We start from the raw sequence: 24,737 nt of genomic DNA on the forward strand, positions 1-24,737 counted from the left end.
GGAGCGACACAGATGACTGAACATACCGTCAAGTCGTACGGCGAAGAGTTGGCCCACCTCACGGCCGAGGTCACCCGCATGGGCGGCCTGGTCGAGGCCCAGGTGGCCGACTGCATCGCCGCCATCGCCCGTCGCGACGGGCCTCTCGCTCAGGCCGTGGTCGCTGGCGACGAGCGCCTGGACGTCCTCCAGGCCGAGATCGAGCGCAAGGCCTTCAAGCTGATCGCCCTGCGCCAGCCGATGGCCGTGGACCTGCGTCACGCCGTCGCGGCCCTGAAGATCTCGATGAGCCTCGAGCGCTGCGGCGACATGGCCAAGAACATCGGCAAGCGCGCGCTGATCCTGACCGAGGCCGACCCGATGACCGCCCTGACCCGCTCGATCGAGCGCATGGGCCGCCTGGTGCAGAGCCGCCTGAAGGACGTTCTGGACGCCTATACGAGCTCGGACCTGCAGCGCGCCATCGGCGTGTGGAGCCGCGACGAGGAAGTCGACGAGCACTACAACTCGATCTTCCGTGAACTGCTCACCTACATGATGGGCGACCCGCGCACGATCAACGCCTGCGCCCACCTGCTGTTCGTGGCCAAGAACCTCGAGCGCATCGGTGACCACGCCACCAACATCGCTGAAATCATCCACTTCGAGCTGACGGGCGACGAGCTGATCTCGCAGCGCCCGAAGCTGGACGTGCTCTCGCAATAATAACTTAGGGGCGGCCTGAAGTGACTCCGTACGTTCTGGTGGTCGAGGACGAAGACGCCCTGGCCACGCTGCTGCACTACAACCTCGACAAGGAAGGCTATCGCGTCGGCGTGGCCGGAGATGGCGAGGAAGCGCTGATCATGGCCAACGAGCGGGCCCCGGACCTGGTCATCCTTGACTGGATGCTACCCAAGGTCTCGGGAATCGAGGTCTGCCGCCGCCTGCGCGGCCGGTCGGAAACCCGCAACGTGCCGATCATCATGCTGACGGCGCGCGGCGAGGAGAGCGACCGCATCCGCGGCCTCGACACCGGCGCCGACGACTACGTGGTCAAGCCGTTCTCGATGGTCGAGCTGACCGCCCGCGTCCGCGCGGTGCTGCGCCGGATCCGTCCGGGTCTGGCCGATGACCGCATCACGGTCGGCGACATCGTCATCGACCGGGTCGCCCACCGCGTGAAGCGAAGCGGCAAGGAGATCCATCTCGGCCCGACCGAGTTCCGCCTGCTGGACTATCTGATGCAGCACCCGGGCCGGGTGTTCAGCCGCGAACAGCTGCTGGACGCCGTCTGGGGCTCGGATGTCTATGTCGAGGCCCGCACGGTCGACGTCCATATCGGCCGCCTTCGCAAGGCGCTGAACGGCACGTCGGACGGCGACCCGATCCGCACGGTCCGTTCGGCGGGTTACTCCCTGGACCTGGACGCCGCCTGACGGGCCATCGGCGGCCGTCGCCCGAGATCGAGAGACCAAGAGACCGCGCGCCATATCCTGGCGCGCGGTTTTTTGTTTTGGCCGGGCCGCGCCCGCCGCGGCGCCGCGGCGGGTAGCCTGACGTGTTTTCGCAACGAAGCCGCGACTTCGCCTGAGGGTGGTGAGGCAGAATGTCGCTGCCCTTGGGTTGTTGAATTCATGGCCCGTTAACCGCGCGCGACTGAACCTCGAGAAGTAATTATCGCGTGCCTTGGGTCTATCCGGGGCAGTGCGGAAGTTTGTCGTCGACGGGTCATGAGTAAGTCCGCTTAGGCATAGAAGATTATCGAAACGCTTGTTCGCAATTTAGTGATCGAAGTGCTCAATTTATCGCACCTGAAAGTGGGCGTGGAGATCAGGGGGATTGTCTCCATGTCGCTATGAAGAAGAATAGAGATTCCTTCCGCTGCTTTTCCATTTCCTCAGCCAAGGCCCGAAGCTGGCCGGAGTCTTCCATGCGTATGACGATCAAGCTCAAACTTACCCTGACCATAGGGGCGCTCATTCTGATGATGGCGGGCGCGACCCTGTTCGGCGTCCGCGAACTGTGGCTGTTGAACGCCGGTCAGAAGGCGATGGTCCAAGGACCTGTCGAGCAGCTGCGGCGGAGCCAGGGGCTCAGCATTGCATTGCTGCAAATCGGCCGGGCGCAGAAGAACATGGCCTTGGCGAACGACGCCGAGGAACTGCGGAGCCAGAACGCCAACGCCGAGGCTAACAAGCAAAAGGCCCAGAAGCTTTTGGAAGCTGGGCTCGGCAACGCCAGCGACGAGGGTAAGGCCAAATGGGAGGCCTTGGCGCGGGGCTGGACTCTCTACGCCGAAAGCGACGAGACCTTGCGCAGCGATATCCTGGGCGGACATCGCGACCGCGCTCTGGAGCAAATGAGCACCTCCCAACGTAAGATCACCAACAATATCACCCAGGCGGTCGATGATCTGGTCGAGTCTCAGGAGGCGCGCTTGCGGGCATCGGTGACCGCTAGCGAGCACGCCTATGCGACGTCGCGCAACGCCCTGATCGTGCTGGTTCTCGCATCCATCCTGATCGGCGCCGGCGCCGCCATCTGGATCGGCCGCACCATCGCGCAGGGCTTTGGGAAGATCGATGGCCTGGCCAAGGCGGTGGCCCTCGGCGACCTCGATCAGAACGTGACCGTCAAGGCCAATGACGAGATCAAGGACCTGGTCGAGACCATCAACCGGATGACCGTGAATCTGCGCGCCACGGCCTCGCTCGCCGACAAGGTAGCCTCCGGCGACCTGTCGGTCGAGGTCAAGCCGCTGTCGGACAGGGACGTCATGGGCCATTCTCTGCGCGGCATGGTCGTCAATCTGCGCCAGAGCGCGGATGTCGCCGACAAGGTCGCCGACGGCGATCTCACCGTCCAGGTCAAGCCGCTGTCGGACAAGGACATCATGGGCCTGGCGCTGGAACGGATGATCGCGCGCCTGCGCGGCGTGGTCGGCGACGCGATCACGGCCTCGGAGAACGTCTCGGCCGGCAGCCAGGAGCTTTCGGCGACCTCTGAGCAGATGAGCCAGGGCGCCACCGAGCAGGCTTCCGCCGCCGAGCAGGCCTCGGCCTCGATGGAAGAAATGGCCGCCAACATCAAGCAGAACGCCGACAACGCCACCCAGACCGAGAAGATCGCCCGCCAGTCGGCGATCGACGCAGAGACTTCGGGCATGGCTGTCAACAAGGCCGTCGACGCCATGCAGACCATCGCCGAGAAGATCACGATCGTTCAGGAGATCGCCCGCCAGACCGACCTGCTGGCCCTGAACGCCGCCGTCGAGGCCGCCCGCGCTGGCGAACATGGCCGTGGCTTCGCGGTCGTGGCTTCGGAGGTGCGCAAGCTGGCCGAGCGCTCGCAAATCGCCGCGTCCGAGATCAGCGCCGTGTCGTCCGACACCGTCAAGGCCGCCCAGTCGGCCGGCGAGATGCTGACCAGCCTGGTGCCGAACATCCGCAAGACGGCCGAACTGGTCGCCGAGATCAGCGCCGCCTGCCGCGAGCAGGACATCGGCTCCTCGCAGATCAACGAGGCCATCCAGCAGTTGGACAAGGTCACCCAGCAGAACGCCAGCGCCTCGGAAGAGATGTCGGCCACCTCGGAAGAGCTCGCCGCCCAGGCCGATGAACTGCAGGCCTCGATCGCCTACTTCCGCACGGGCGACGAAGAGCGCGGGCGCCGGGCGCCGGTCCGCGCCGCCGTCAAGCGTCCGGCCGCGCCGGCCCGCAAGGCCCCGGCCCGCGCGGTCGCGACCCAGCAGGCCCGCGTCGCCGGCTTCGCCCTGGATCTGACCCAGGGCGGACCGGACGAGGCCGACGCCGATTTCCGCGACTATGCCTGAGCGCGAGGCGCGCGCCGTTCGGCCTTGACCCGCCGGGCCGCGCGCGCCACACCCCGCGCTCATGGAAAAGCTGACCATCCTCCTCGTCGGGTCCGGCGGGCGCGAGCACGCCCTGGCCTGGAAGATCGCCCAGTCGCCGCTGTGCGGCCGCCTCGTCGCCGCCCCGGGCAACCCTGGCGTCGCAGCCGTCGCCGAGCTGCGGAACGTCAAGGCGACCGACGCCGACGGCCTGGTGGCTCTGGCCCGGGAGATCGGCGCGGACCTCGTGGTGGTCGGCCCGGAATCGGCGCTGGAGGTCGGCCTGGCCGACAAGCTGGCAGGGGTCGGCATCCCCTGCTTCGGCGCCAGCCAGCGCGCGGCCCAGTTGGAGACCTCCAAGGCCTTCACCAAGGACTTCTGCCAGCGCCATGGCCTGCCGACGGCGGCCTATGGCGTGTTCGAGGACGCGGCCTCGGCCGGCGCCTTCCTCGACACTCTGGAGGCGCCGTTCGTGATCAAGGCCGACGGCCTGGCGGCCGGCAAGGGCGTGGTCATCGCCGCGACGAGGGATCAGGCCGACGCCGCCGTGCTCGACATGCTGGGCGGCCGCTTCGGCTCGGCCGGCGCGCGGGTGGTGATCGAGGAATTCATGCACGGCGAGGAGGCCTCGCTGTTCGCGATCTGCGATGGCGAGACTTCGGTCTTCTTCGGCGCGGCCCAGGACCACAAGCGCGCCTACGACGGCGACGAAGGCCCCAACACCGGCGGCATGGGCACCTATTCCCCGCCGCCCGTCCTGACCGACGCCCTGATCGACCAGGCCTGGCGCGAGCTGATCGTGCCGACCGTCGAGGGCATGGCCGCCGAGGGCAATCCGTATGTCGGCGTGCTCTATGCCGGCCTGATGCTGACGCCCGCGGGTCCGAAGCTCGTGGAATACAACGCCCGCTTCGGCGACCCCGAGTGTCAGACCCTGATGCTGCGCCTGGACAGCGACATCGTCCCGATCCTGCTGGCCGCGGCCAAGGGCGAGCTGGCTCAGGCCGAGCCGCCGAAGTGGCGCGATGAGGCGGCGATCTGCGTGGTCCTGGCCGCCGAGGGCTATCCCGACGCCCCCAAGACCGGCGGCCTGATCCAGGGCGCCGAGGGGGACTTCGGCGACGAGGCCGTGGTCTTCCACGCCGGCACGACCCGCGACGCCGAAGGGAGCCTGCGGGCCTCGGGCGGTCGGGTGCTGAACGTCTGCGCTCTGGGCGCGACCCTGAGCGAGGCCCGCGACGTGGCCTATGCGGCGTTGGGGACGATCTCGCTGGAAGGCGGCTTCTATCGCCGCGACATCGGCTGGCGGGCGCTTAAGCAGCACTAGGCTTGCGCCCCGCGCTTCACCCTCTAAACTCCCCGTTCAAACAAGCGTTGGGGAGAACCGCCATGGCCGAAGCCGCCGAACAGTCCGCCCAGGACCTGAACTCGGGCACCAAGCCGGTCGACCCGCGCCACGCGATCGATGAGGCCAGGCTGGCCGCCTGGCTGGAAGCGAACGTCGAGGGCTATGCCGGTCCTCTGGAGGTCCGCCAGTTCAAGGGCGGCCAGTCGAACCCGACCTACCAGCTGGTCACGCCGGGCAAGAAATACGTCCTGCGCCGCAAGCCGCCGGGCAAGCTGCTGCCCAGCGCCCACGCCGTCGACCGCGAATACAAGGTGATCTCGGGCCTGAACAAGGCCGACTTCCCCGTCGCCAAGGCCTATGCCCTGTGCATGGACGAGGACGTCATCGGCACGATCTTCTACGTGATGGAGAACGTCGAGGGCCGGATCCTGTGGGACGGAACCCTGCCCGACTACCAGCCCGCTGAGCGCCGGGCGATCTACGAGGCCCAGATCGACACCCTGGCCGCCTTGCACAATGTCGACTACGCCGCCGTCGGCCTGGCCGACTACGGCAAGCCCGGTAACTATTTCGCCCGCCAGATCGACCGCTGGACCAAGCAGTACCGGGCCAGCGAGACGACCAAGATCGACGAGATGGACCAGCTGATCGACTGGCTGCCCAAGAGCTGCCCGGTCGACGACAAGACCTCGATCGTCCATGGCGACTACCGCCTCGACAACATGATCCTGCATCCCACCGAGCCGCGCGTCATCGCCGTGCTGGACTGGGAGCTGTCGACCCTGGGCAACCCCCTGGCCGATTTCAGCTATTTCCTGATGAACTGGGTGATGCCGTCCGACCAGCGCGGCGGCCTTTCCGGCGTCGAGGACCTGACGGCCTACGGCATCCCGACCATTCCCGAGGCGGTCGAGCGCTACTGCAAGGCCACCGGCCGCGACGGCCTGCCCGAGCTGGACTGGTATTTCAGCTACAACCTCTTCAGACTGGCCGGCATCTGCCAGGGCATCGTCGGCCGCGTCCGTGACGGCACCGCCGCCAGCGCCCATGCGCAGCTGATGGAGGCGCGCGTGCCGATCCTGGCCAAGGGGGCCTGGTCGTTCGCGCAGAAGGCGGGGGCCTAGCGACCGATGAAGAAACTGCTGACGGGCGTCTGCGCCTTTGCTTTGGCTGGGGCTCTGGCCGGGGCGCTCTCCGGCGTCGCCCGCGCCGAAACCGTCTTTGTCCAGGCCGGCAAGCTGCTGGCCGACCCGGCCACCGGCAAGGTCGAGACGGCCAAGACCCTGGTGCTGGAGAACGGCAAGGTCACCAGGATCGTCGATGGCTATGTCGCCGAGCCCGGCGGCAAGGTCGTCGACCTGAAGGACAGCTTCGTCCTGCCGGGGCTGATCGACAGCCACGTCCACCTGACCCACGAGCAGAGCCCCAATTCGCGCCTCAACGCGGTGACGCGCGGGCCCGCCGACGAGGCCATGGTCGGGGCCGGCTTCGCGCGCAAGACGCTGATGGCCGGCTTCACCACGGTCGCGGACCTCGGGGCCGACAACAAGGCGATCTTCGCCCTGCGCGACGGGATCAGGCGCGGCGACGTGGCGGGTCCCCGGATCATCGCCGCCGGCTCGGCCGTGTCGATCCACGGCGGCCACGCCGACGTCAACGGCTATAGCGAGGAGGTCATGCACGTGCTGCGGCCGACCTCGGTGTGCTCGGGCGCCGACGACTGCCGCCGCGCCACGCGCGAGCAGGTCTGGCTGGGCGCCGACATCATCAAGATCACCGCCACGGGGGGCGTTCTCTCCAACACCGCCGCGGGCCTCTCGCAGCAGTTCTCCGACGACGAGCTGAAGGCCATCGTCGACGCCGCCCACCGTATGGGCCGCAGGGTCACCGCCCACGCCCACGGCGTCGACGGCGTCAACAGCTTCCTGCGGGCCGGCGGCGACTCGATCGAGCACGGCACCTATCTGGACGGCGACAGCATCGCCCTCTTCAAGAAGAACGGCGCCTATCTGATCCCCACCCTGATGGCCGGCGACTTCGTCTACCGGATCGCCTCTAGCCCGAACAACTTCCTCACGCCCAACCAGACGGCCAAGGCCCTGGAGGCCGGCCCGAAAATGCTGGCCATGGCCAAGCGGGCGCACGAGGGCGGGGTCAAGATCGCGTTCGGCACCGACACGGGCGTCAGCGCCCATGGCGACAACGCCGGCGAGTTCGCCCTGCTGGTCAAGGCGGGTCTGACGCCGCTGGAAGCCATCCAGACCGCGACGGTCAACGCGGCCGACCATTTCTCGCTGAGCAGCGAAATCGGCAGCCTGGCCCCCGGCAAGGCGGCGGACCTGATCGCGGTGAAGGGCGACCCCCTGAGCGACGTGACGGTGCTGCGGCACGTGACGTCGGTGATCAAGGGCGGGGTGGTCTACAAGTAGGCTACAAGCCCGCCTTCGCCAGCAGGTCCTCGACGGCGGCCTCGTCGTCGAAGCGGGCGCGGACCGGCCAGGGCGTGATCTTCTCGCGCCACTTGGCCGGCAGGCGGACCCAGTCCTTCTCGGTGGTCACCAGGCCCGCGCCATAAGCCTGGGCGCGGCTCTCCAGCATCTTCAGCGTCGCCTCGTCGTACTCGCCGTGGTCGGGGAACGGGGCGAAGTCGACCAGCTGGCAGCCGGCGGCGGTCAGGGCCTTCTCGACCTTCCAGGGCTTGCCGATGCCGGCGAAGCCGACCTGCGGGCCCTTGGGCACGGGGGCGGCGGCTTCCAGGCGGGCCACCAGCACCGGCATGTCGCCGAACTGGACCAGCAGGTCGAAGTCGGGCTGGGCCACGTCGATCGGCAGCAGCACGATCACCGCGTCGGCGCGCGACAGCCCCACCTTCAGCGGTTCGCGCATCGGGCCGGCGGGGAAGACGCGGCCGTCGCCGAACGGCCACTCGCCGCCGCGCGTCTCGCCGTCGACCACGACCAGGGACAGGGCCTTCTTGACGGTCGGGTTCTGGTGGCCGTCGTCCATGACGATGGCCTGGGCCCCGCAGCGCACCGCCGCCTTGGCGCCGGCGACGCGGTCGACCGCCACCCACATCGGAAAGTCCTGGGCCAGCATCAGCGGCTCGTCGCCGACGTCCCTGGCCGTGTGGCGCGCCGTGTCGACGCGGGTCGGACCCTTGGACTTGCCACCATAACCGCGCGACAGGCCGTGGGCCGCGACGCCCCGGCGGGTCAGGATCAGCAGCAGCTCGCGGACGATCGGCGTCTTGCCCGCCCCGCCCATGGTGACGTTGCCGACGCAGATCACCGGCGCGCCGACGATGGCGGGCGTGGTGCGGGCGATGCGGCGACGGGTGGCGTCGGCCCAGATCCACGACAGCGGGGTCAGCAGGGCGCGGGTCAGCGGGGCGGGGCCGCCGCTCTTCACATACCACCAGCGGGGCGTGCCGAGTTTCATGAGGCTATCTTGGGGACCAGCTCGAGGATGCGGGAAAGGCCGGCGCGGGCCTCGGCGTCGCGGGCGTCGACGAAGGCGCGGGCGCGGGCGGCGCGGGCCTGGGCGGCGATAGGATCGGCGAGGTCGGCGGCGATCGCGTCGCTTAAGGCTTCCGGCGAGGTCATGACCACGCCGCGGGCCGCGTCCAGGCCCGCGAAGGCCGAGGTCCAGTTGTCGACGAACGGGCCGCTGATGGCCGGGCAGCCCAGCCGCGCGGCCTCCAGCGGGTTGTGGCCGCCGATGTCGGGGACCAGGCTGCCGGCGATGACCGAGGTTTCGGCCAGGCGGAACCACAGGCCCATCTCGCCCAGGGTGTCGGCGACGAGGATGTCGGCGGTGTCGCTGGGATGACCGCGCAGGCTGGCGGTGAAGCCCCGGGCCTTGGCCAACGCGACGATCGCCGGACCACGCTCGACGTGGCGTGGGGCCAGGACGACGGGCGGCCTGTCGGGCAAAGCGGCGATGGCGTCCAGCGCGATCTCATCCTCGCCCGGATGGGTGCTGGCGATCAGCAGGGGCGGACGCGGGAAGCGGGCGCGTTCGGCGACCAGGGTGGCCTCGTCCGCCGGCAGCGGCGCGGCGCCGAACTTCAGGTCGGCCTCGCCGGCGACCTGGCCGCCCAGGATCTCGAAGCGTTCGTGGGCGCGCGCGTCCTGGGCCAGGATCAGGTCGAAGTTCGACAGCAACAGGCGGGCGGCGTCGGGACGCCTTTGCCAGCTGGCGAAGCTGCGGTCGGACAGCTTGGCCGAGACCAGGGCCAGACGCGTCCCGGCGGCCTTGGCCTCCAGCAACAGGTTCGGCCACAGCTCGCTCTCGACGAACACGGCCAGGCTGGGCTTCCAGCGGGCGATGAACCGCCGCGCCGCGCCGGGGGCGTCGATCGGGACGTATTGATGGATCGCGCCGGCCGGCAGGCGCCTGGCCAGCAGGGCGGCCGAGGTGGTGGTGCCCGAGGTGACCAGCACCGCGACCTCGGGACGCTCGGCCCGCAGGCGCTCGACCAGCGGCAGGATCGACAGGCTCTCGCCGACGCTGGCGCCGTGCAGCCAGACCAGCGGTCCGTCGGGACGCGGGGTCGGGGCCTTGGCCAGGCGTTCGGCGATCCGCGCCGGATCTTCCTTGCCCTTGCGCGCCCGACTGGCCAGCAGCGCAGGCGCGAGCGGTTCGAGAAGGCCCGTGGCGGCCCGGTAGAGCGCCAGGGCGGAGGGCCGGATCACACCACGCCCCTAAACGACATCGGCAGGCGCCAGGGCGCAGGCGTGGGCGCCGGCGCTGGACTCGACCTGGATGGTCACGTGGCCGATCTTGAACTGGCGGGACAGCTCCGCGCACGCATCGTGCAGGAACTGGTCGTGGTCGCCGTCCAGCGGGCGGACAACATGAGCCGTGAGAGCCGTCTCGGTCGTGCTCATCGCCCAGATGTGCAGGTCGTGAACCTCGCTGACGCCGGGGCGCGCGGCCAGCCAGGCGCGGACCTTGCCGGTGTCGATCCCGCGCGGCGCGGCGTCCAGGGCCATGTCCAGCGAGTCGCGCAGCAGGCCCCAGGTGCCCAGCACGATGACCGCGACGATGGCCAGGCTGACCACGGGGTCCAGCCACAGCCAGCCGGTCAGGCCCATGGCGAAGGCCGCGACCACCACCCCGGCCGAGACGCCGGCGTCGGCGGCCATGTGCAGGAAGGCGCCGCGGACGTTCAGGTCGTCCTTGCTCCCCTTCATGAACATCAGGGCCGTGGCGGTGTTGATGACGATGCCGATGGCGGCGACGATCATCACCGGGCCGGTCTGGATCGGCTCGGGCGTGGCGAAGCGGCGGATGGCCTCCCAGGCGATCGCGCCGACAGCCAGCAGCAGCAGGGCGGCGTTGCCCAGCGAGGCCAGGATGGTGCCCTTGCGCAGGCCGTAGGTGCGGCGGGCGCTGGGCGCGCGCTTGGCCAGCACCGCCGCGCCCCAGGCCAGCAGCAGGCCCAGCACGTCCGACAGGTTGTGGCCGGCGTCGGCCAGCAGGGCCAGCGAATGGGTGATCAGGCCGGCGCCGGCCTCGACCAGCACGAAGCCCAGATTCAGCGCCGTGCCGATCGCGAAGGCGCGGCCGAAATCCTTCGGCGCGTGGCTGTGCCCATGATGCCCATGGTCGTGCCCATGACCGTGAGCGTGCGCATGATCGTGGTGATCATGATCATGATCGTGGTCGTGGGTGTGTCCGGAGTGATCGTGCGGCATGGGTCCTACATCCCACCAAGGACGAGCCGGATCAATCTTGCACCAAATGTTCGGCGCGGCGGGTGACGGCCGAGAGGCGCGCGGCCCAGCTTTCGACCAACTGGTCGACATCGTCGGCGCGCCCGGCGCGGGTCGGGCCGTCCCAGACCATGGCGGCCTTGGCGAAGGGCAGGGGAATCACGGTCTGGTCCCACGAGCCCAGGCGGAGGCAGGGCTTCGCGGCCAGACCCACGAAGATCACCGGCGCGCCGGTGACGCGGGCCAGGGAGGGCGTGCCCTTCTCCATGTGCTCGGCCGGGCCGCGCGGGCCGTCGGGGGTGATGGCGATCCCGCCGCCGCCCCGGACCCACTGGACCATGTCGCGGAAGGCCTGCTCGCCGTTCTTGTTCTTGGCCAGGTCGGTCTTCTTGGCCGACGAGCCGCGAATGGCCGGGAAGCCCAGTTTCTCGACCGTGCGGGCGATGAACTCGCCGTCGTTGGAGCGCGAGATCAGGGCGCGCATGTCCTGGCGCTGGGCGGGCGCCTGCGGCCAGCTGAGCGGCGACATCGGGATGCGCGAGTGCCAGAAGCACAGGATCGCGCCGACGCCGGTCTCGCGGCCTTGCGCCCAGACCGCCTCGGCCTGCTCGCGGCCCTCCTCGGTCATCCGCAGGGTGGCGTAGACCAGCTTGGAATAGCCGGCGAACAGCGACGACAGGAGCCAGATCACGAACGGCGAACGCAGAGGTCTCAAGCGTCCTTCTCCAAGGCGGGGGCCTCCGAAGCGTGGTCGAGGTCCTGAGCCTTGGCGAGGCGCGCGTAGAGACCGCCGGCGCGGACCAGCTCGGCGTGGGTCCCGGTCTCGACGACACGCCCCTTCTCGATGACGTAGAGGCGGTCGGCGTTCTTCACGGTCGACAGGCGGTGGGCGATCAGGATCGTGGTGCGGCCGGCCATCAGCCGCTCCAGCGCCGCCTGGACCTGGGCCTCGCTCTCGGTGTCGAGCGCGCTGGTGGCCTCGTCCAGCAGCAGGATCGGGGCGTCCTTGAGGAAGGCGCGGGCGATGGCGATGCGCTGGCGCTGACCGCCCGACAGCCGCGCCCCGGCCTCGCCGACGACGGTGTCGTAGCCCTCGGGCAGCTCCAGGATGAAGTCGTGGGCGGCGGCCTGACGCGCGGCGGCCTCGATCTCCAGCTGGCTGGCGTCGGGGCGGGCATAGGCGATGTTGGCGCGGATGCTGTCGTCGAACAGGAACGGCTCCTGGGTGACCAGGGCGATGCGGTCGCGCAAGGAGGCCAGGGTCACCGACCGGACGTCGTGGCCGTCGATGGTCACCGCGCCGGCCGTCACGTCGTAGAAGCGCGGGATCAGGTTGAGGATCGAGCTCTTGCCGCCGCCCGAGGGGCCGACCAGGGCCACGGTCTCACCCTTCCGCGCGGTGATCGAGACGTCCGACAGGGCCGGGGCGTCCTCGCCATAGGCGAAGCTGACGTGGTCGAAGGCGATGGCGCTGTCGCCGGCCGGCAGGGTCTTGGCGTCGGCGGGGTCGACGATGGCCGGGGCGACGTCGAGGGCGGCGAACAGGCGGCGGCCGGCGGTCAGCCCCTCGGCGAACACGGTCTGCAGGTTGGCCACCTGGCGCAGCGACTGGGCGGCCATCAAGAGGCTGGTCATGAAGGCGAAGAACACGCCGGCCGTCAGCGGCGCCAGGGCGAACGGGCCGAGGGTCAAGGCGCCGGTCGTCGCGCGCCAGCCGGCATAGGCGAAGACCACGGCCACGATGAAGGTGGTGAAGGTCTCGGTGGCCGGGGCGGCCATGGCGCGGGCGTTGCTGCCCTTCATCAGGTGGCGCTGGCGACGCGCGACCACGGCGGCGACCCGCGCCTCCTCATAGGCCTCGCGGTTCTCCATCTTGACGATCTTGACCCCGTCCAGGCTCTCCATGATCGCGGTCGAGAGGTTGGAGGTCTCGCCCATGGCGCCCTTGGCGGCCTTGGTGGTGCGCTTCGAGAAGCTCCGGATGATCAGGCTGGCCAGCGGCGCGACGACCAGCACGCCGGCGGCCAGGATCGGCTCCAGGCTGAACATCGCCAGCAGCGCGCCGACCACGGTCAGGGCTTCGCGGACATAGTTGACCACGCCGGTGGTCGCCGCCTCGCGGATCAGACCGGCGTCGTACAGCACCGAGGCGACATAGGAACCGGAGTGGGCGCCGCGCAGGCGCTGCAGGTCCGAGCGCACCAGGCGGCCGAACAGGCGCACCTGCATGTCGCCGACCACGCCGTTGCCGATGCGGTTGATGACATTGGCCTGGATGACCTGGAACACGCCGCGCGCCAGGGCCAAGCCGGCGATGGTCAGCGGAATGGTCCAGATCGCGCCGGCGCGCGGATGGGTGATCAGCTGGTCGATGGCCGGCTCGATGATCTTGGCCAGCTTGACCGAAAGCGCGGCCACGATCGCGGCGCTGACGACCGAAACCGCGAGGCCCTTCCAGCGGGGTTTCAGGAACTCGCGCCACATCCGGCCCATCAGGGCGCGGTTCGAGGGCTGAGCATCCGGTGAGGTCATGGCGGAGGGGTCGGATTTGTGGGCGGAGCTGTCAAGGACGTGGCGGACGCACTGCCCACGAAAAGCGACGCCATGAGGGCGGCTTTTGCCTTTCAGGGCCGATACCCTTACCTAGGCTCGGAATTTCCGAAGGATCGCGCCGCCTTGGCCAAGTTCGACCTCGCCACGCCCTGGGGCCGGTTCAAGACCTATCTCCACTATCTGTGGAACGACCACGCCTATCTGCGCCTGGGCTTTTCGAACGCCCACTGGATCAGCCCCGAGCTGGTCCGCGCCAACCAGCCCTGGCCGTTCCAGCTGGCCTGGTGGAAGAAGCAGGGGATCAAGACGATCGTGAACCTGCGCGGCGGCTTCGACGGCAGCTTCTATGCGCTGGAGAAGGACGCCTGCCAGCGCCTGGGCCTCAACTTCGTCGACTTCACCATCACCTCGCGCGAGGTCCCCATCCGCGAGCGGGTGCGCGGGGCGAAGGAACTGTTCGAGACGATCGAATATCCAGCCCTGATGCACTGCAAGTCGGGCGCGGACCGGGCGGGGATCATGAGCGTGTTCTACGCCCACTACCGCCTGGGCCTGCCGATCCGCGAGGCGATGAAGCAGCTCTCGCCGCGCTACCTGCACATCAAGCACGGCAACACCGGCGTGCTGGACTACGTGTTCGAGCAATATCTTGAGCGGGGCGAACCCAAGGGGCTGACGTTCAGCGAATGGGTCGAGAGCGACGACTATGATCCCGTCGCGATGAAAAAGACCTTCCGGGCGGGGATGCTGGGGAAGGTGCTGACGGACAGGATTCTGCGGCGGGAGTAGGGGCGGAGCTGACCCCCTCCACCGCCGTTCGGCGGTCCCCCTCCCCCAGAAGGGGGAGGAGAGATCTTCTCCGCCACCCCTTTGGGGGCGGACAGACCTGCGCGGCAGGTCAGGCGGGGGTTTTAGCCCTCGCTCGGGTCCAGCAGCTTGTGGGCGTGGATGATGAAATAGCGGGCGTGGGCGTTGTCCACGGTCGCCTGGGCCTTGGCCTTCCAGGCCTTGTGGGCGTCTTCGTAGCTGGGATAGGCGCCGACGAACTCGACCTTGGACAGGTCGCGGAATTCGACACCCGCCACGTCCGAGAGTTCGCCACCAATGACGATATGAAGAAGCTGCTTATCGGGCATTTGGAGCAAGTTCCTGCGAGGAATTGGTTTTATGGCAGCTCGATATGCCCGACGCGCGACAGGATCAATGGCGCAAGCGTCCGATTGGCGCAAACCAGGCTCGGAACCAGCGGAACGGGGCGATTATAGGCGAAATCCCGGCCCTTGTGGTCGCTGAGCCACGCGCCGGCGCGGCGGCAGATCAGGTCGGCGGCGGCGACGTCCCATTCGCTCTTGGGCGACAGGGCGATGGCCGCGTCGAAGGTCCCGGCGGCGACCAGGCACATGCGGTAGGCGATGGAATTGCGGCTCTCGATGCGCATGTCCGGCCAGGGCTCGCGCCAGGCCGGGTGGGCGAACATCTTGGCGTCGCCGAGCATGGCCGAGCCTTCCAGGCGCTGGGTGGCGCTGGGCTCGATGATCACGCCGTTCAGGGTCGCCGGACCGTCGACCGTGGCGGCGTAGGTCTCATTCAGCGCCGGAGCGTGGACGACGCCGGCCACGGGCTGGCCGTTCTCGACCACGGCGATCGACACCGCGAACCACGGCTTGCCCCTCATGAAGGCGGCCGTGCCGTCGATGGGGTCGACGACGAACTGGCGGGCCGTGGTCAGGCGGGCCGGATCGTCGACCGTCTCCTCCGACAGCCAGCCGTAGCCGGGGCGCTCGGCGCCGAGGCCGGTCTTCAGCAGGGTGTCGACGGCGAGGTCCGCGTCGGTGACCGGCGAGCCGCCCTCCTTGGACCAGATCTTCAGACCGCCCTCGCGCGCTGAGAGCGCCAGCTCGCCGGCCTCTCGGGCGGCTCGGAGGATCAGATCCAGATCGTTCATTTGCCCGCGATCGCCAGCGCGTCGACCAGGATCGACGGACTGTTGCTGGCGCCGCGGAACCGCAGATCCGAGCCAAGCACGAGGCGGGCGTAGATGTCGATCAGGTTGCCGGCCACGGTGATCTCGGTGACCGGGCCGGTGCTCTCGCCGTTCTCGAACCAGACGCCCGAGCAGCCCACCGACCAGTCGCCGGTGTTGCCGTTCAGCGAGGGGCCGAACATCGAGGTGACCAGTAGGCCGGTCCCTGCGTCCTTCATCAGGCCCTCCAGATCCCGCGCGCCCGGCTGGAGCGTCAGATTGTGGGTCGAGACGCTGGAGGGACCCGCGAGGCCGCGCGAGGCGTGGCCGGTGGTGACGAGGCCCAGCTGCTTGGCCGAGCTGGTGTTGAGCAGCCAGGTGGTCAGCACGCCGTCGTCGATCAGGGCGCGGGCCTGCGTGGCCACGCCCTCGTCGTCGAACGGGGCCGAGCCCAGGCCGCGCGCGCGGTGCGGGTCTTCCAGCAGGTTGACGCCCTGGGCGAAGATCCGCTGGCCCAGCCTGTCCTTCAGGAACGAGGCGCCCCGTGCGACCGAGGGGCCGGAGATCGCGCCCAGCAGGGGGCCGATCAGGCTCATCGCCAGTCGGTTTTCGAAGATCACCGGCGCGACCGTCGAGGCGATCTTGCGCGGGTTGAGGCGCGCCACGGCCTGGCGGCCGGCCTCCATGCCGATGTCGCCGGCGGCCGGCAGGTCGCCGAAGTGACGGGCCGAGCGGCCCTCGCCGCCGCGCTCCATGCCCGCGCCCTCGCCGGCGATGGCCGAGGCCGAGATCGAGTGTCCGGTGGCCGCATGGGTCCCGTGGAAGCCGGCGGTGGTCACCAGCGCCCATTTCGACGACGACCATGTGGCCGAGCCGCCGTCGGAATTGGTCACGCCCTTGACCTCGCGGGCGTGCGCCTCGGCGATACGGGCCTGGGTCTCCAGGGTTTCGGCGGTGGGCTCGTAGGGGTCGATCAGGTCCAGCTCGGGGAACGGACCCTTGGCCAGGCGATCGTGCTGCGCCAGGCTGGCATAGGGATCTTCCGGGGCCAGGCGGGCCATGGCGACGGCGCGCTCGATCAGCTTGGCGCGCGCCTCGGCCGAGATGTCGGAGCCGGAGACGGTGGCGCTGCGGCTACCGATGAAGACGCGCAGGCCAAGGTCGCGGGCCTCTTCGCGCTCGACCTCTTCCAGCTCGCCCAGGCGGACCGAGACGGAGAGCGACTGGCGCTCGGCGAAGACGGCTTCGGCGGCGTCCGCCCCGGCCTTGCGCGCGGCGGCGACCACGTCATGCAGCAGATTATCGTCCATGCGGTCTTATGGACTTTATCGCCTCCCCGGTGCAACGGGGGAGGCGGGTTCGGTCCGCTACCCGATCGCCGACAGCAGCAGGGCCACGCCCGCGAAGATGTAGGCCAGCCAGGTCGCCACCATGCCGACAGAGCGCCCGATCGAGGCGCCGCCGTTGGTGGACAGGCCGAAGGCGTGGATCGCGCGGCCGGCGAACAGGATGAAGCCGACCACGTGGATGGCCAGCGGCGAGGCGCCGGCCACGGCCAGCACGGCCAGGGCCGCGACGCCGGTCGGCACGTATTCGGTGGCGTTGCCGAAGGCGCGGATGGCGCGGGCCAGCTCCGGGATGCCTTCGTCGCCCAGGGCCACCTTGTGCTTCTGGCGCAGGCGCACGACCAGCAGCGACAGGATCAGCAGCAGGAAAAGGTGCAGGCCGGCCCACAACGCGGCGGCGTGGCCCGAAGCAATCGTATCCATCGGTATTCAAGCCCTAGTGACGAATCCGCCGCCAGAGCGTCATAGCCGAAAGTGGTCCCGGTTTCGGCGGTATGACGCTCTTTGACATAAACCGAGCCTGTTTATCCGCGCCTTCGCGCGGACAGGCTCGGCGAAGGCGCCATATGAGGCCTTCCGCCCATGGTCGGCAAGTCGACCCGCCTATCGCGCGACTTCGCGGGCGATCGGGTACAGCAGGTAGTGGTCATCATAGAAGGGCGTGCGCTCGTAGAACCAGGCCAGGCGCGCGTCCGGATCGGCGGCGAACCTTGGCTCGGCGGCCAGCTTGGCCTCGAACTCGGCTTTGAGCGCGGGATCGGCGGCCAGCATCTTCTCGGCCAGCGGCGCGATGGCGTAGGACTCGATATATTCGACGCGGCTCAGCACCTCGGGGACCATGCCCCAGGCGAAGAAGCTCTCGCTGGACTGCGGTTCCAGCAGCAGCACCACGAGGTCGCCCAGCGGCTGGTCGGTGGGGACGCGAATCGAGCCTTTCGGGAAGGTCCAGGCGCGGGTCTCCGCGACGACGTTGTCGACGCTGATCTGGACGTGACCCTCGTTGGCGCGGTCGGCCAGCTTGGGATCGAGCAGGCGGATCATCTCGACGTTCACGACCTTGTCGGCCGGCAGGGTTTCCAGCGTCACGCCGTGCAGCCTCAGCCGCTCGATGATGTCGGCGCGGTAGCTGGGCACGTAGTAGGCGACTGGACGCTTCAGGCTCAGCGTCGAATGCGAGCCGTAGAAGGGCGTTTGCCAGATCTCGGGATCGGCTTCGCCTAGCCAGCGGATTTCCTTCCGGCCCGAGGCGGGGCTGTCATAGGTCTCGTACTTGATGCCCTTGAAGTGACGCGTGTAGCTGGGCTTGTCGTCGGAGACGAAGTTGGCCTGGATCTCGGCCGGCCGCAGGGCGCTGTCGGCGGCGATGGCGGCGCGCAGGTCGCCGCCCTTGTCGGCTAAGAGCTTGAGGGCCGTTTCGATGAAGACATAGGTTCCCAGTACGCGCTGGGCGTGGGGCTTGAGGCTGTGGTTCTCGATCAGGATGGTCGGGACGTGGGCGGCCGCGCCCCAGCCGTTGGAGAAGCGCTCACCCAGGCCCCCGTCGTTGAAGCCGGCCTTGGGATCCTGGTCGTCTATGCCGAACACCAGCTCGCCCGGGATGTGGCCCTCGGCCTCCAGGCTGCGGTTCATGACCGGCTTGAGCACGTCGTCCAGCCACTGGGCGATGGCCGGCGAGCGGTTCCAGACGCCGTTCTCGCCGTTGAAGCCGTAGGTGACGTCGTACTGGTAGTCCAGGCCGTCGGTCACGTGGACGTCGACATAGAGATCGGCCTTGTACTTGGCCTGCAGACGCTTCAGCGCCTGCATCTCCGGCTGGTCCAGCTTCATGAAGTCGCGGTTGAGGTTCTGGTTGGCGGCCGTGTTGCGCCAGCCCTGGATGCGCGGCCCGCGCTGGTTGGGGCGCGAATAGGCGCTGGCCCGCTCATGGCCGTCGACCGACAGGATCGGGATCAGGACCAGATTGACCTTGTCCAGAAGCGCGTCCTTGCCGTGAAAGGCCATGTCCCGCAGCAGCATCATGCCGGCGTCCTTGCCGTCGATCTCGCCGGGGTGGATGCCGCACTGGACCAGCAGCAGCGGCTTCTTCGGATCCAGCGTCTCGCCGTCCTTGCTGGCGATCACCGCGAAGATCGCGCGGCCCTGCGGCGAGACGCCGAAGTCCTCGACGCGGATCAGCTTGCTGGCCTTGTCCAGGCGATCGAACCAGGCGCGGGTGTCGGCGTAGTTGGGCGAGAAGTCATGCTCGGCGTCGGCCTCGAACGCCGTCACCCAAGGATCGGCCTTGTCGCGGATCAGCGCCTGGCTGGCGCCCTGCCAATGCGGGGCCGGCGGCAGGAAGGGTTGATCCCAAGGGGCTTTGGCGGGCGGCGGTTGGGACATGACGGGACTCGCGGACAGCAGGATGACGGTGGCGCTGGAAGAGGGTCAGTCTTCGAACACGCGCCTTAAAACGTCGAGGAGTTCAGAAAGCACGGGTGGCTCCAGGACGCCGACCTTACGGAGCATACGCTCTCGATCAACCGACTTGATCTGATCGGGCAGCAGCAGGCCACTTCTTCCGGCGAACTCAACCATCGGCCGGAAAGGCGATGGGCGGCTGCCCGTCGTCATGGGGACTACAATATGCACGGGGAGATGGTTCAGCCCGTCAGGGGACACCACGACGCACGGACGGGTCTTTCGAATTTCGCTGCCGACGGTTGGATCCAGCCGAACCAGCCAAATGTCGCCGCGCGTTACCAAACCCAGTCCTTGTCGTCAGTCAGGGGAGCGTCCAGCCACTCCCGCTCTTCTTCGGTCAGACCCTCGGCGGCGATGGCCTTTGCTGCCTCAGCCCAGCCCTCGCGCGGATCGGCTTTTACGGGCGAAAGAAAGACGCGGCCGTCCTCCGCCACGAACTCGATGCGATCGCCCAGCTTGGCGCCGAGGGTCTCCAGCACCGGCTTGGGCAGGATGACGCCCGCCGAGTTACCGATCTTGCGGATAGCCGAGGACATGACCTTCTCCGTTAGAACGGAGTAATAACATGCCGGGCCACTTATTTCCAGATCGGCGCGCCGTCGCCAGGCAGACCCAGCCGGCCCCACATGTCGCTGACCTTGTCGACCACGCCTTGATCCATGCGGATCTCCTGGCCCCATTCGCGCTTGGTCTCGGGCGGCCACTTGTCGGTGGCGTCGAGGCCGATCTTGGAGCCGAGGCCGCTCTCGGGGCTGGCGAAGTCCAGATAGTCGATGGGCGTGTGTTCGATCACCGTGATGTCCCGGGCGGGATCCATCTTGGTGCTGATCGCCCACATCACGTCCTTCCAGTCGCGGGCGTTGATGTCGTGGTCCACGACGATCACCCACTTGGTGTACATGAACTGGCGCAGATAGCTCCAGACGCCCAGCATCACGCGCTTGGCGTGGCCGGGATAGGCCTTCTTCATCGACACCACGGCGATGCGGTAGCTGCAGCCCTCCGGCGGTAGCCAGAAGTCGACGATCTCGGGGAACTGCTGGCGGATCAGCGGGATGAACACCTCGTTCAGCGCCTCGCCCAGCACCGAGGGCTCGTCCGGCGGCCGGCCGGTGAAGGTGGTCAGGTAGATCGGGTCCTTGCGCATGGTGATCGCGCTGACCTGGAAGACCGGGAACTTCTCGACGCTGTTGTAGTAGCCGGTGTGGTCGCCGTAGGGGCCTTCGTCCTCGTAGTCGTCGAGCAGGACGTGGCCCTCGATGACGATCTCGGCGTGGGCGGGCACCATCAGCGGCACGGTCTTGGCCGGTACGAGGTCGACCTTGGCGCCGCGCAGCAGGCCGGCGAACTGGTACTCCGACAGGGTGTCGGGCACCGGCGTCACGGCGGCCAGGATGGTGCCGGGATCCGCGCCCAGCACCGCGCAGGCGGGCAGGGGATCCTTGTTTCCCGCCTTCTTGTGGCGGGCGTAGTGCTGGGCGCCGCCGCGATGGGCCAGCCAGCGCATGATGCAGCGATCCTTGCCCAGCACCTGCATGCGATAGATGCCGAGGTTGAAGTCGTCCTCGCGATCCTTGCCCGGACCCTTGGTGACGACCAGCGGCCAGGTGATCAGCGGCGCGGGCTCGCCCGGCCAGCAGGTCTGGACCGGCAGCCGGGTCAGGTCGATCTGGTCGCCGGTCAGGACGACCTCCTGCACCGGAGCCTTCTTAACCGTGCCCGGCCGCATGGCCATCACGGTCTTGGCCAGGGGCAGCATGTCCAGGGCGTCCTTCAGCCCCTTGGGCGGAGCAGGCTGGCGCAGGAAGGCGAGCAGTTCGCCGACCTCGCGCAACTCGCCGGCCGTCTCGCGCGGCTCGCCGCCCAGGGTCACGCCCATGGCCACGCGCTTGACCGTGCCAAACAGGTTGGCCAGAGCGGGCATCGACGAGCGCGAGCCGTCGGGCAGCAGGACATGCTCGAACAGCACCGCCGGGCCGCCCGTGGCCAGCAGGCGCGTCTGGATCTCGGTCATCTCCAGCACGCTGGAGACGGGCTCCTTGACGCGCACCAGTTCGCCCTTGGCCTCCAGGACGTCGATGAATTCGCGGAGGGATCGGTAGGCCATGGGGATACTCGTGCGTGCGGTCTAGTTAGCTACGGCCAGATCATCCGCGTGGATCATCGGGCCTTCGGTAAATCCGAGTTCGGCCTCGATGGCGTCGGAGCGCAGGCCGGCGATGCGGTGGGCGTCGGCGCTGTCATAGCGGACCAGGCCCCGCGCGACCTCGCGGCCGGTCTCGTCGCGGACGCGGACGGCGTCGCCCTTCTCGAACGGGCCTTCGATGGCGCGGACCCCGGCCGAAAGCAGGCTTTTGCCCGAGGCGAGGGCGGCAGCCGCGCCGGCGTCGACCGTGACCCAGCCCTGCGGGGCCAGCGAGCCGGCGATCCAGGCCTTGTAGGCGGCGGCGGGCGAGGCGTTGGCCTCGATCAGCGTGGCCTTCTCGCCGTCGGCGATGGCGGCCAGCGGACGCGGGCGCGAGCCTAGCGTAATGAGCGTGGCGCAGCCGGCGGCGCGGGCGATGCGGGCGGCGGCGATCTTGGTGGCCATGCCGCCGGTGCCGACCCCCGCCGCGGCGTTCGCGCCCTCGGCCATGCCGGCGATCTCTGGCGTGATCTCGCTGACCAGCGGGATGTGCGCGGCGTTCGGGTTCTTGCGCGGATCGGCGGTGTAGAGGCCGTCGATGTCGGACAGCAGCACCAGCAGGTCGGCGCCGGCCATCTGGGCCACGCGGGCGGCCAGGCGGTCGTTGTCGCCGTAGCGGATCTCTTCGGTGACGACCGTGTCATTCTCGTTGACCACCGGCACGACGCCCAGGCCCATCAGGGTCTCGGTGGTGGCGCGGGCGTTCAGCCAGCGGCGGCGCGTCTCGGTGTCGTCGCGGGTCAGCAGGATCTGGGCGACGCCGACGCCATGCGGTTCGAAGGCTTCCTCCCAGGCGCGCATCAGCAGGGACTGGCCGGCGGCGGCGGCGGCCTGCTTCTCGGGCAGGGTCGTCTTTCGACCGGTCAGGCCCAGGCGACGGCGGCCCAGGGCGACCGCGCCCGACGAGACCACCAGCACCTGCCTGCCGGCGTCGCGCAGGGCGGCCGCGTCGGCGCAGAACGCCTCCAGCCAGGCGCGGTCGGCTCGGCCCGTCTCGGCGTCGACCAGCAGGGCGGAGCCGACCTTGAACACGATGCGGCGGGCGTTTGAAAACGCCCTGGCGGCCTGGCTCACGGCGTCCAGCCCCCGGGGGTCTCCTCGATATGGTCTTCGTCCTCGTCGATCTCTTCCTCGAGATCGCCGCGACGGATGCGGACCTGGCGATAGGCCGCGCGCAGCAGCTCGGTGACGCCCTGGCCCGAGACGCCCGACACCAGGAAAGGCTTGGTGCCGGAGACGGCGGTCAGCTCGGCCACCTTCTCGGCGAGGGTTTCCTCGTCGAGGGCGTCGATCTTGTTCAGGGCCAGGATCTCGGACTTGTCGGCCAGCTCGTCGCCATAGGCTTCCAGCTCGCCCCGGATCGTGGTCCAGGCGCCGGCGATGTCGTCCTGGGTGGCGTCGATCAGGTGGATCAGCACGGCCGAACGCTCGACGTGGCCCAGGAAGCGGGTGCCCAACCCCGCGCCTTCCGACGCCCCCTCGATCAGGCCGGGGATGTCGGCCAGCACGAAGCGTTCGCTGCTCGACAGATCCACGACGCCGAGGTTCGGGGTCAGGGTGGTGAAGGGATAGTCGGCGATCTTCGGCTTGGCGGCGCTGGCGGCCGCCAGGAAGGTCGACTTGCCGGCGTTGGGCAGGCCGACCAGGCCGACGTCGGCGATCAGCTTCAGCCGCAGCCAGATCCAGCGCTCCTCGCCCTCCTGGCCGGGGTTGGCGTATTTCGGCGCCTGGTTGACCGGACCCTTGAAGTGCAGGTTGCCCCAGCCGCCGTTGCCGCCCTTGGCCAGCAGCAGGCGCGCGCCCGCGTGGTCCAGGTCGGCGATCAGGGTCTCCTTGTCCTCTTCGAGGATCTCGGTGCCGACGGGAACCTTCAGCAGCACGTCGTCGCCGGCGGCGCCGTGGCGCGCGCGACCCATGCCGTGCACGCCCGTGCCGGCCTTGAAGTGCTGCTGGTAGCGATAGTCGATCAGGGTGTTGAGGCCTTCGACGGCCTCGATCCACACGTCGCCGCCGCGACCGCCGTCGCCGCCGTCCGGGCCGCCGTACTCGATGTACTTCTCGCGGCGGAACGACACCGATCCGCCGCCGCCGTTACCCGAGCGGATGTAGATCTTGCATTGGTCCAAGAATTTCATGGCGCTCTTTAGTCCCAAGGCGTCCCGCGCGTCGAGCCCAAAGGGGCCTAAGGCCCTCACGCCGGCCCACCACACCGGCTCTTCGAACTGTGACGCTTGACCGCGTCGAAAAGCGTGACCGCTATTCGTCATCGTGACGAAATGTTAAAACACAAAGTGCGACAAAGTGTCTTGGCAGCGTAACCGGCGCTTCATGCGACGGAACTGGAGGCTGACCTTTGGCTACGGCAGAAGACAGCAAGGCGATACTGGCGAGGGATCTGCGCGATTTGTCGACGCAGGACCTTCACCGTAAGTATAGCGCCGAGGCGTCGGTTCACCGCAACATCTTGATCGCCCGGGGCACCGGCGTCGCGCCGCAGTGGCGCGAGTTCAAGACGTTCCTGGCCGAGGTGGGCCTAAGGCCGTCCGGCGACCACAGCCTGGTCCTGCTGAATCGCTACGAGCGCACCTATGGTCCCGGCCGCGCCAAGTGGATGACGGCCGAGGAACAGGCCGCCCACGAGATCGAATTCGACCGCCTGCGGGCGGAACAGCAGCGTGAAGAACAGCTGCTGATGCACAAGACCGCCGCCACCAAGCGCGCCAGCATGCCCGGCGCGCCGTCGTTCGGCCAGTTCACGCCGATGGCCGGCAGGCACGTGGCCTTCACCGACGTCGCCCGCAAGCTGGCCATTCCGGTTTCGGCCCTGTCCAAGGCCATGCCGGCCGGCGCGTCCGCCGACGAACTGGTCAAGCGGTCCAGCACCGCCAACGAACTGATCAATGAGCAGGCCACCTGGCTGCCGCCGGATCCGGTCCGCAAGGCCGGCTTCTTCGAGGCCTATCGGATCTGGCACCTGCAGGTGCAGCCGCAGTTCGGCCGCGCCGCCACCCCGACCTTCCTGTTCCTCTACATCGCCCTGCCGGTCATGAAGCAGTGCCGCGACGAGCTGATGGACCTGGACCTGTGGAATCCGCTGGGCCAGCGCGCGACGAGCGCGCGGGACGCCCATATCTCGTGGAAGAAGTACACCGAGTTCATGCCGCGCGCGCAGGTGGCGCTGATGGAGATCCCCATCTACGCGACCTATTCGCTGCTGTCGGACCTGGACGCGTTGTGCGAGCGGATCATCACGGCCGAGAAGCGTTTCCGCGAAGGTCCGCAGAAGGTGATCCACACGCACCGGGCGGCTTAAGGCGGCTAAAGATTTCTCCT

23 protein-coding genes are annotated in these 24,737 nt (G+C 68.7%); 8 read left to right on the top strand and 15 right to left on the bottom strand.

Annotation, left to right across the window (positions count from 1 at the left end; all coding sequences use genetic code 11):
• The first annotated feature begins 12 nt into the window (after positions 1–12).
• The 6 genes from phoU (at position 13) to AC1RJ9_RS04705 (ending at position 7,609) form a co-directional block, all read left to right on the top strand.
• Entirely contained in the window at positions 13–705 is a 693-nt protein-coding gene (phoU, locus tag AC1RJ9_RS04680; RefSeq protein WP_492836419.1) for a phosphate signaling complex protein PhoU, read from the top strand.
• A gap of 20 nt (positions 706–725) precedes the next feature.
• The gene (gene phoB, locus AC1RJ9_RS04685) at positions 726–1,418 is read left to right on the top strand and encodes a phosphate regulon transcriptional regulator PhoB (protein WP_492836421.1); all 693 of its coding nucleotides are present in this window, start codon (positions 726–728) and stop codon (positions 1,416–1,418) included.
• A 494-nt stretch (positions 1,419–1,912) separates the two neighbouring features.
• On the top strand, positions 1,913–3,814 hold the full coding sequence (locus AC1RJ9_RS04690; protein WP_492836423.1) for a HAMP domain-containing methyl-accepting chemotaxis protein: 1,902 nt from the start codon (positions 1,913–1,915) through the stop codon (positions 3,812–3,814).
• A gap of 61 nt (positions 3,815–3,875) precedes the next feature.
• Complete coding sequence (gene purD, locus AC1RJ9_RS04695; protein ID WP_492836425.1) at positions 3,876–5,159, top strand: phosphoribosylamine--glycine ligase; 1,284 nt, start codon at positions 3,876–3,878, stop codon at positions 5,157–5,159.
• A 62-nt stretch (positions 5,160–5,221) separates the two neighbouring features.
• Positions 5,222–6,304 carry a phosphotransferase family protein gene (locus AC1RJ9_RS04700; protein WP_492836427.1) on the top strand — a complete coding sequence of 361 codons (1,083 nt, stop codon included), beginning with the start codon at positions 5,222–5,224 and terminating at the stop codon, positions 6,302–6,304.
• A 6-nt stretch (positions 6,305–6,310) separates the two neighbouring features.
• Positions 6,311–7,609 (top strand): metal-dependent hydrolase family protein, encoded by a 1,299-nt coding sequence (locus AC1RJ9_RS04705; RefSeq protein WP_492836429.1) that lies wholly within the window; start codon positions 6,311–6,313, stop codon positions 7,607–7,609.
• A gap of 1 nt (position 7,610) precedes the next feature.
• On the opposite strand, the gene lpxK is transcribed toward AC1RJ9_RS04705, so the two are convergent.
• The 5 genes from lpxK to AC1RJ9_RS04730 are packed head-to-tail and all read right to left on the bottom strand — an operon-like array spanning position 7,611 to position 13,429.
• Entirely contained in the window at positions 7,611–8,618 is a 1,008-nt protein-coding gene (gene lpxK / locus AC1RJ9_RS04710; protein WP_492836431.1) for a tetraacyldisaccharide 4'-kinase, read from the bottom strand.
• Positions 8,615–9,874, bottom strand: a complete 1,260-nt coding sequence (locus tag AC1RJ9_RS04715) for a 3-deoxy-D-manno-octulosonic acid transferase (protein ID WP_492836433.1) — start codon at positions 9,872–9,874, stop codon at positions 8,615–8,617. The genes lpxK and AC1RJ9_RS04715 overlap by 4 nt, the downstream gene beginning before the upstream one ends.
• 9 nt (positions 9,875–9,883) lie before the next feature.
• Positions 9,884–10,879, bottom strand: coding sequence for a cation diffusion facilitator family transporter (locus AC1RJ9_RS04720; RefSeq protein WP_492836435.1), 996 nt, complete (start codon positions 10,877–10,879; stop codon positions 9,884–9,886).
• Between the two features lie 31 nt (positions 10,880–10,910).
• A complete protein-coding gene (locus AC1RJ9_RS04725; RefSeq protein WP_492836437.1) occupies positions 10,911–11,612 on the bottom strand; it encodes a lysophospholipid acyltransferase family protein in 702 nt (233 codons plus the stop codon).
• Positions 11,609–13,429 carry an ABC transporter ATP-binding protein gene (locus AC1RJ9_RS04730; protein WP_492836439.1) on the bottom strand — a complete coding sequence of 607 codons (1,821 nt, stop codon included), beginning with the start codon at positions 13,427–13,429 and terminating at the stop codon, positions 11,609–11,611. The genes AC1RJ9_RS04725 and AC1RJ9_RS04730 overlap by 4 nt, the downstream gene beginning before the upstream one ends.
• 144 nt (positions 13,430–13,573) lie before the next feature.
• Here AC1RJ9_RS04730 and AC1RJ9_RS04735 point away from each other — a divergent pair, with 144 nt between their 5' ends.
• Positions 13,574–14,239, top strand: a complete 666-nt coding sequence (locus tag AC1RJ9_RS04735) for a fused DSP-PTPase phosphatase/NAD kinase-like protein (RefSeq protein ID WP_492836441.1) — start codon at positions 13,574–13,576, stop codon at positions 14,237–14,239.
• Between the two features lie 122 nt (positions 14,240–14,361).
• On the opposite strand, the gene AC1RJ9_RS04740 is transcribed toward AC1RJ9_RS04735, so the two are convergent.
• From AC1RJ9_RS04740 to obgE, 10 genes are all read right to left on the bottom strand, one after another.
• A complete protein-coding gene (locus AC1RJ9_RS04740; protein ID WP_492836443.1) occupies positions 14,362–14,595 on the bottom strand; it encodes a DUF4170 domain-containing protein in 234 nt (77 codons plus the stop codon).
• Positions 14,596–14,615: 20 nt separating this feature from the next.
• A complete protein-coding gene (locus AC1RJ9_RS04745) occupies positions 14,616–15,395 on the bottom strand; it encodes a 3'(2'),5'-bisphosphate nucleotidase CysQ (RefSeq protein ID WP_492836445.1) in 780 nt (259 codons plus the stop codon).
• Positions 15,392–16,723, bottom strand: a complete 1,332-nt coding sequence (locus tag AC1RJ9_RS04750) for a TldD/PmbA family protein (RefSeq protein ID WP_492836447.1) — start codon at positions 16,721–16,723, stop codon at positions 15,392–15,394. The genes AC1RJ9_RS04745 and AC1RJ9_RS04750 overlap by 4 nt, the downstream gene beginning before the upstream one ends.
• 57 nt (positions 16,724–16,780) lie before the next feature.
• The gene (locus AC1RJ9_RS04755) at positions 16,781–17,182 is read right to left on the bottom strand and encodes an MAPEG family protein (protein WP_492836449.1); all 402 of its coding nucleotides are present in this window, start codon (positions 17,180–17,182) and stop codon (positions 16,781–16,783) included.
• Between the two features lie 180 nt (positions 17,183–17,362).
• Entirely contained in the window at positions 17,363–19,138 is a 1,776-nt protein-coding gene (locus AC1RJ9_RS04760; RefSeq protein WP_492836451.1) for a M14 family metallopeptidase, read from the bottom strand.
• A gap of 45 nt (positions 19,139–19,183) precedes the next feature.
• Positions 19,184–19,501, bottom strand: coding sequence for a type II toxin-antitoxin system PemK/MazF family toxin (locus AC1RJ9_RS04765; protein WP_492836453.1), 318 nt, complete (start codon positions 19,499–19,501; stop codon positions 19,184–19,186).
• Complete coding sequence (locus AC1RJ9_RS04770; RefSeq protein ID WP_492836455.1) at positions 19,495–19,755, bottom strand: AbrB/MazE/SpoVT family DNA-binding domain-containing protein; 261 nt, start codon at positions 19,753–19,755, stop codon at positions 19,495–19,497. Before AC1RJ9_RS04770 ends, AC1RJ9_RS04765 begins: the two co-directional genes overlap by 7 nt.
• Before the next feature lie 41 nt (positions 19,756–19,796).
• Positions 19,797–21,326 carry a UbiD family decarboxylase gene (locus AC1RJ9_RS04775; protein WP_492836457.1) on the bottom strand — a complete coding sequence of 510 codons (1,530 nt, stop codon included), beginning with the start codon at positions 21,324–21,326 and terminating at the stop codon, positions 19,797–19,799.
• A 21-nt stretch (positions 21,327–21,347) separates the two neighbouring features.
• Entirely contained in the window at positions 21,348–22,478 is a 1,131-nt protein-coding gene (proB, locus tag AC1RJ9_RS04780; RefSeq protein ID WP_492836459.1) for a glutamate 5-kinase, read from the bottom strand.
• A complete protein-coding gene (gene obgE / locus AC1RJ9_RS04785; RefSeq protein WP_492836461.1) occupies positions 22,475–23,539 on the bottom strand; it encodes a GTPase ObgE in 1,065 nt (354 codons plus the stop codon). The genes proB and obgE overlap by 4 nt, the downstream gene beginning before the upstream one ends.
• A 218-nt stretch (positions 23,540–23,757) precedes the next feature.
• Here obgE and AC1RJ9_RS04790 point away from each other — a divergent pair, with 218 nt between their 5' ends.
• Entirely contained in the window at positions 23,758–24,717 is a 960-nt protein-coding gene (locus AC1RJ9_RS04790; RefSeq protein WP_492836463.1) for a hypothetical protein, read from the top strand.
• The last annotated feature ends 20 nt before the right edge of the window (positions 24,718–24,737 follow it).

This window comes from Caulobacter sp. GW822-FHT07D08, assembly GCF_058798735.1.

Coding starts and splice junctions, on each gene's coding strand:
- AC1RJ9_RS04690 (WP_492836423.1), top strand. CDS start 1,913: ATGCGTATGACGATCAAGCTCAAACTTACCCTGACCATAGGGGCGCTC.
- AC1RJ9_RS04720 (WP_492836435.1), bottom strand. CDS start 10,879: ATGCCGCACGATCACTCCGGACACACCCACGACCACGATCATGATCAT.
- obgE (WP_492836461.1), bottom strand. CDS start 23,539: ATGAAATTCTTGGACCAATGCAAGATCTACATCCGCTCGGGTAACGGC.
- AC1RJ9_RS04760 (WP_492836451.1), bottom strand. CDS start 19,138: ATGTCCCAACCGCCGCCCGCCAAAGCCCCTTGGGATCAACCCTTCCTG.
- AC1RJ9_RS04755 (WP_492836449.1), bottom strand. CDS start 17,182: ATGGATACGATTGCTTCGGGCCACGCCGCCGCGTTGTGGGCCGGCCTG.
- phoU (WP_492836419.1), top strand. CDS start 13: ATGACTGAACATACCGTCAAGTCGTACGGCGAAGAGTTGGCCCACCTC.
- AC1RJ9_RS04700 (WP_492836427.1), top strand. CDS start 5,222: ATGGCCGAAGCCGCCGAACAGTCCGCCCAGGACCTGAACTCGGGCACC.
- AC1RJ9_RS04770 (WP_492836455.1), bottom strand. CDS start 19,755: ATGTCCTCGGCTATCCGCAAGATCGGTAACTCGGCGGGCGTCATCCTG.
- lpxK (WP_492836431.1), bottom strand. CDS start 8,618: ATGAAACTCGGCACGCCCCGCTGGTGGTATGTGAAGAGCGGCGGCCCC.
- AC1RJ9_RS04775 (WP_492836457.1), bottom strand. CDS start 21,326: ATGGCCTACCGATCCCTCCGCGAATTCATCGACGTCCTGGAGGCCAAG.
- AC1RJ9_RS04750 (WP_492836447.1), bottom strand. CDS start 16,723: ATGGACGATAATCTGCTGCATGACGTGGTCGCCGCCGCGCGCAAGGCC.
- AC1RJ9_RS04705 (WP_492836429.1), top strand. CDS start 6,311: ATGAAGAAACTGCTGACGGGCGTCTGCGCCTTTGCTTTGGCTGGGGCT.
- purD (WP_492836425.1), top strand. CDS start 3,876: ATGGAAAAGCTGACCATCCTCCTCGTCGGGTCCGGCGGGCGCGAGCAC.
- AC1RJ9_RS04745 (WP_492836445.1), bottom strand. CDS start 15,395: ATGAACGATCTGGATCTGATCCTCCGAGCCGCCCGAGAGGCCGGCGAG.
- AC1RJ9_RS04730 (WP_492836439.1), bottom strand. CDS start 13,429: ATGACCTCACCGGATGCTCAGCCCTCGAACCGCGCCCTGATGGGCCGG.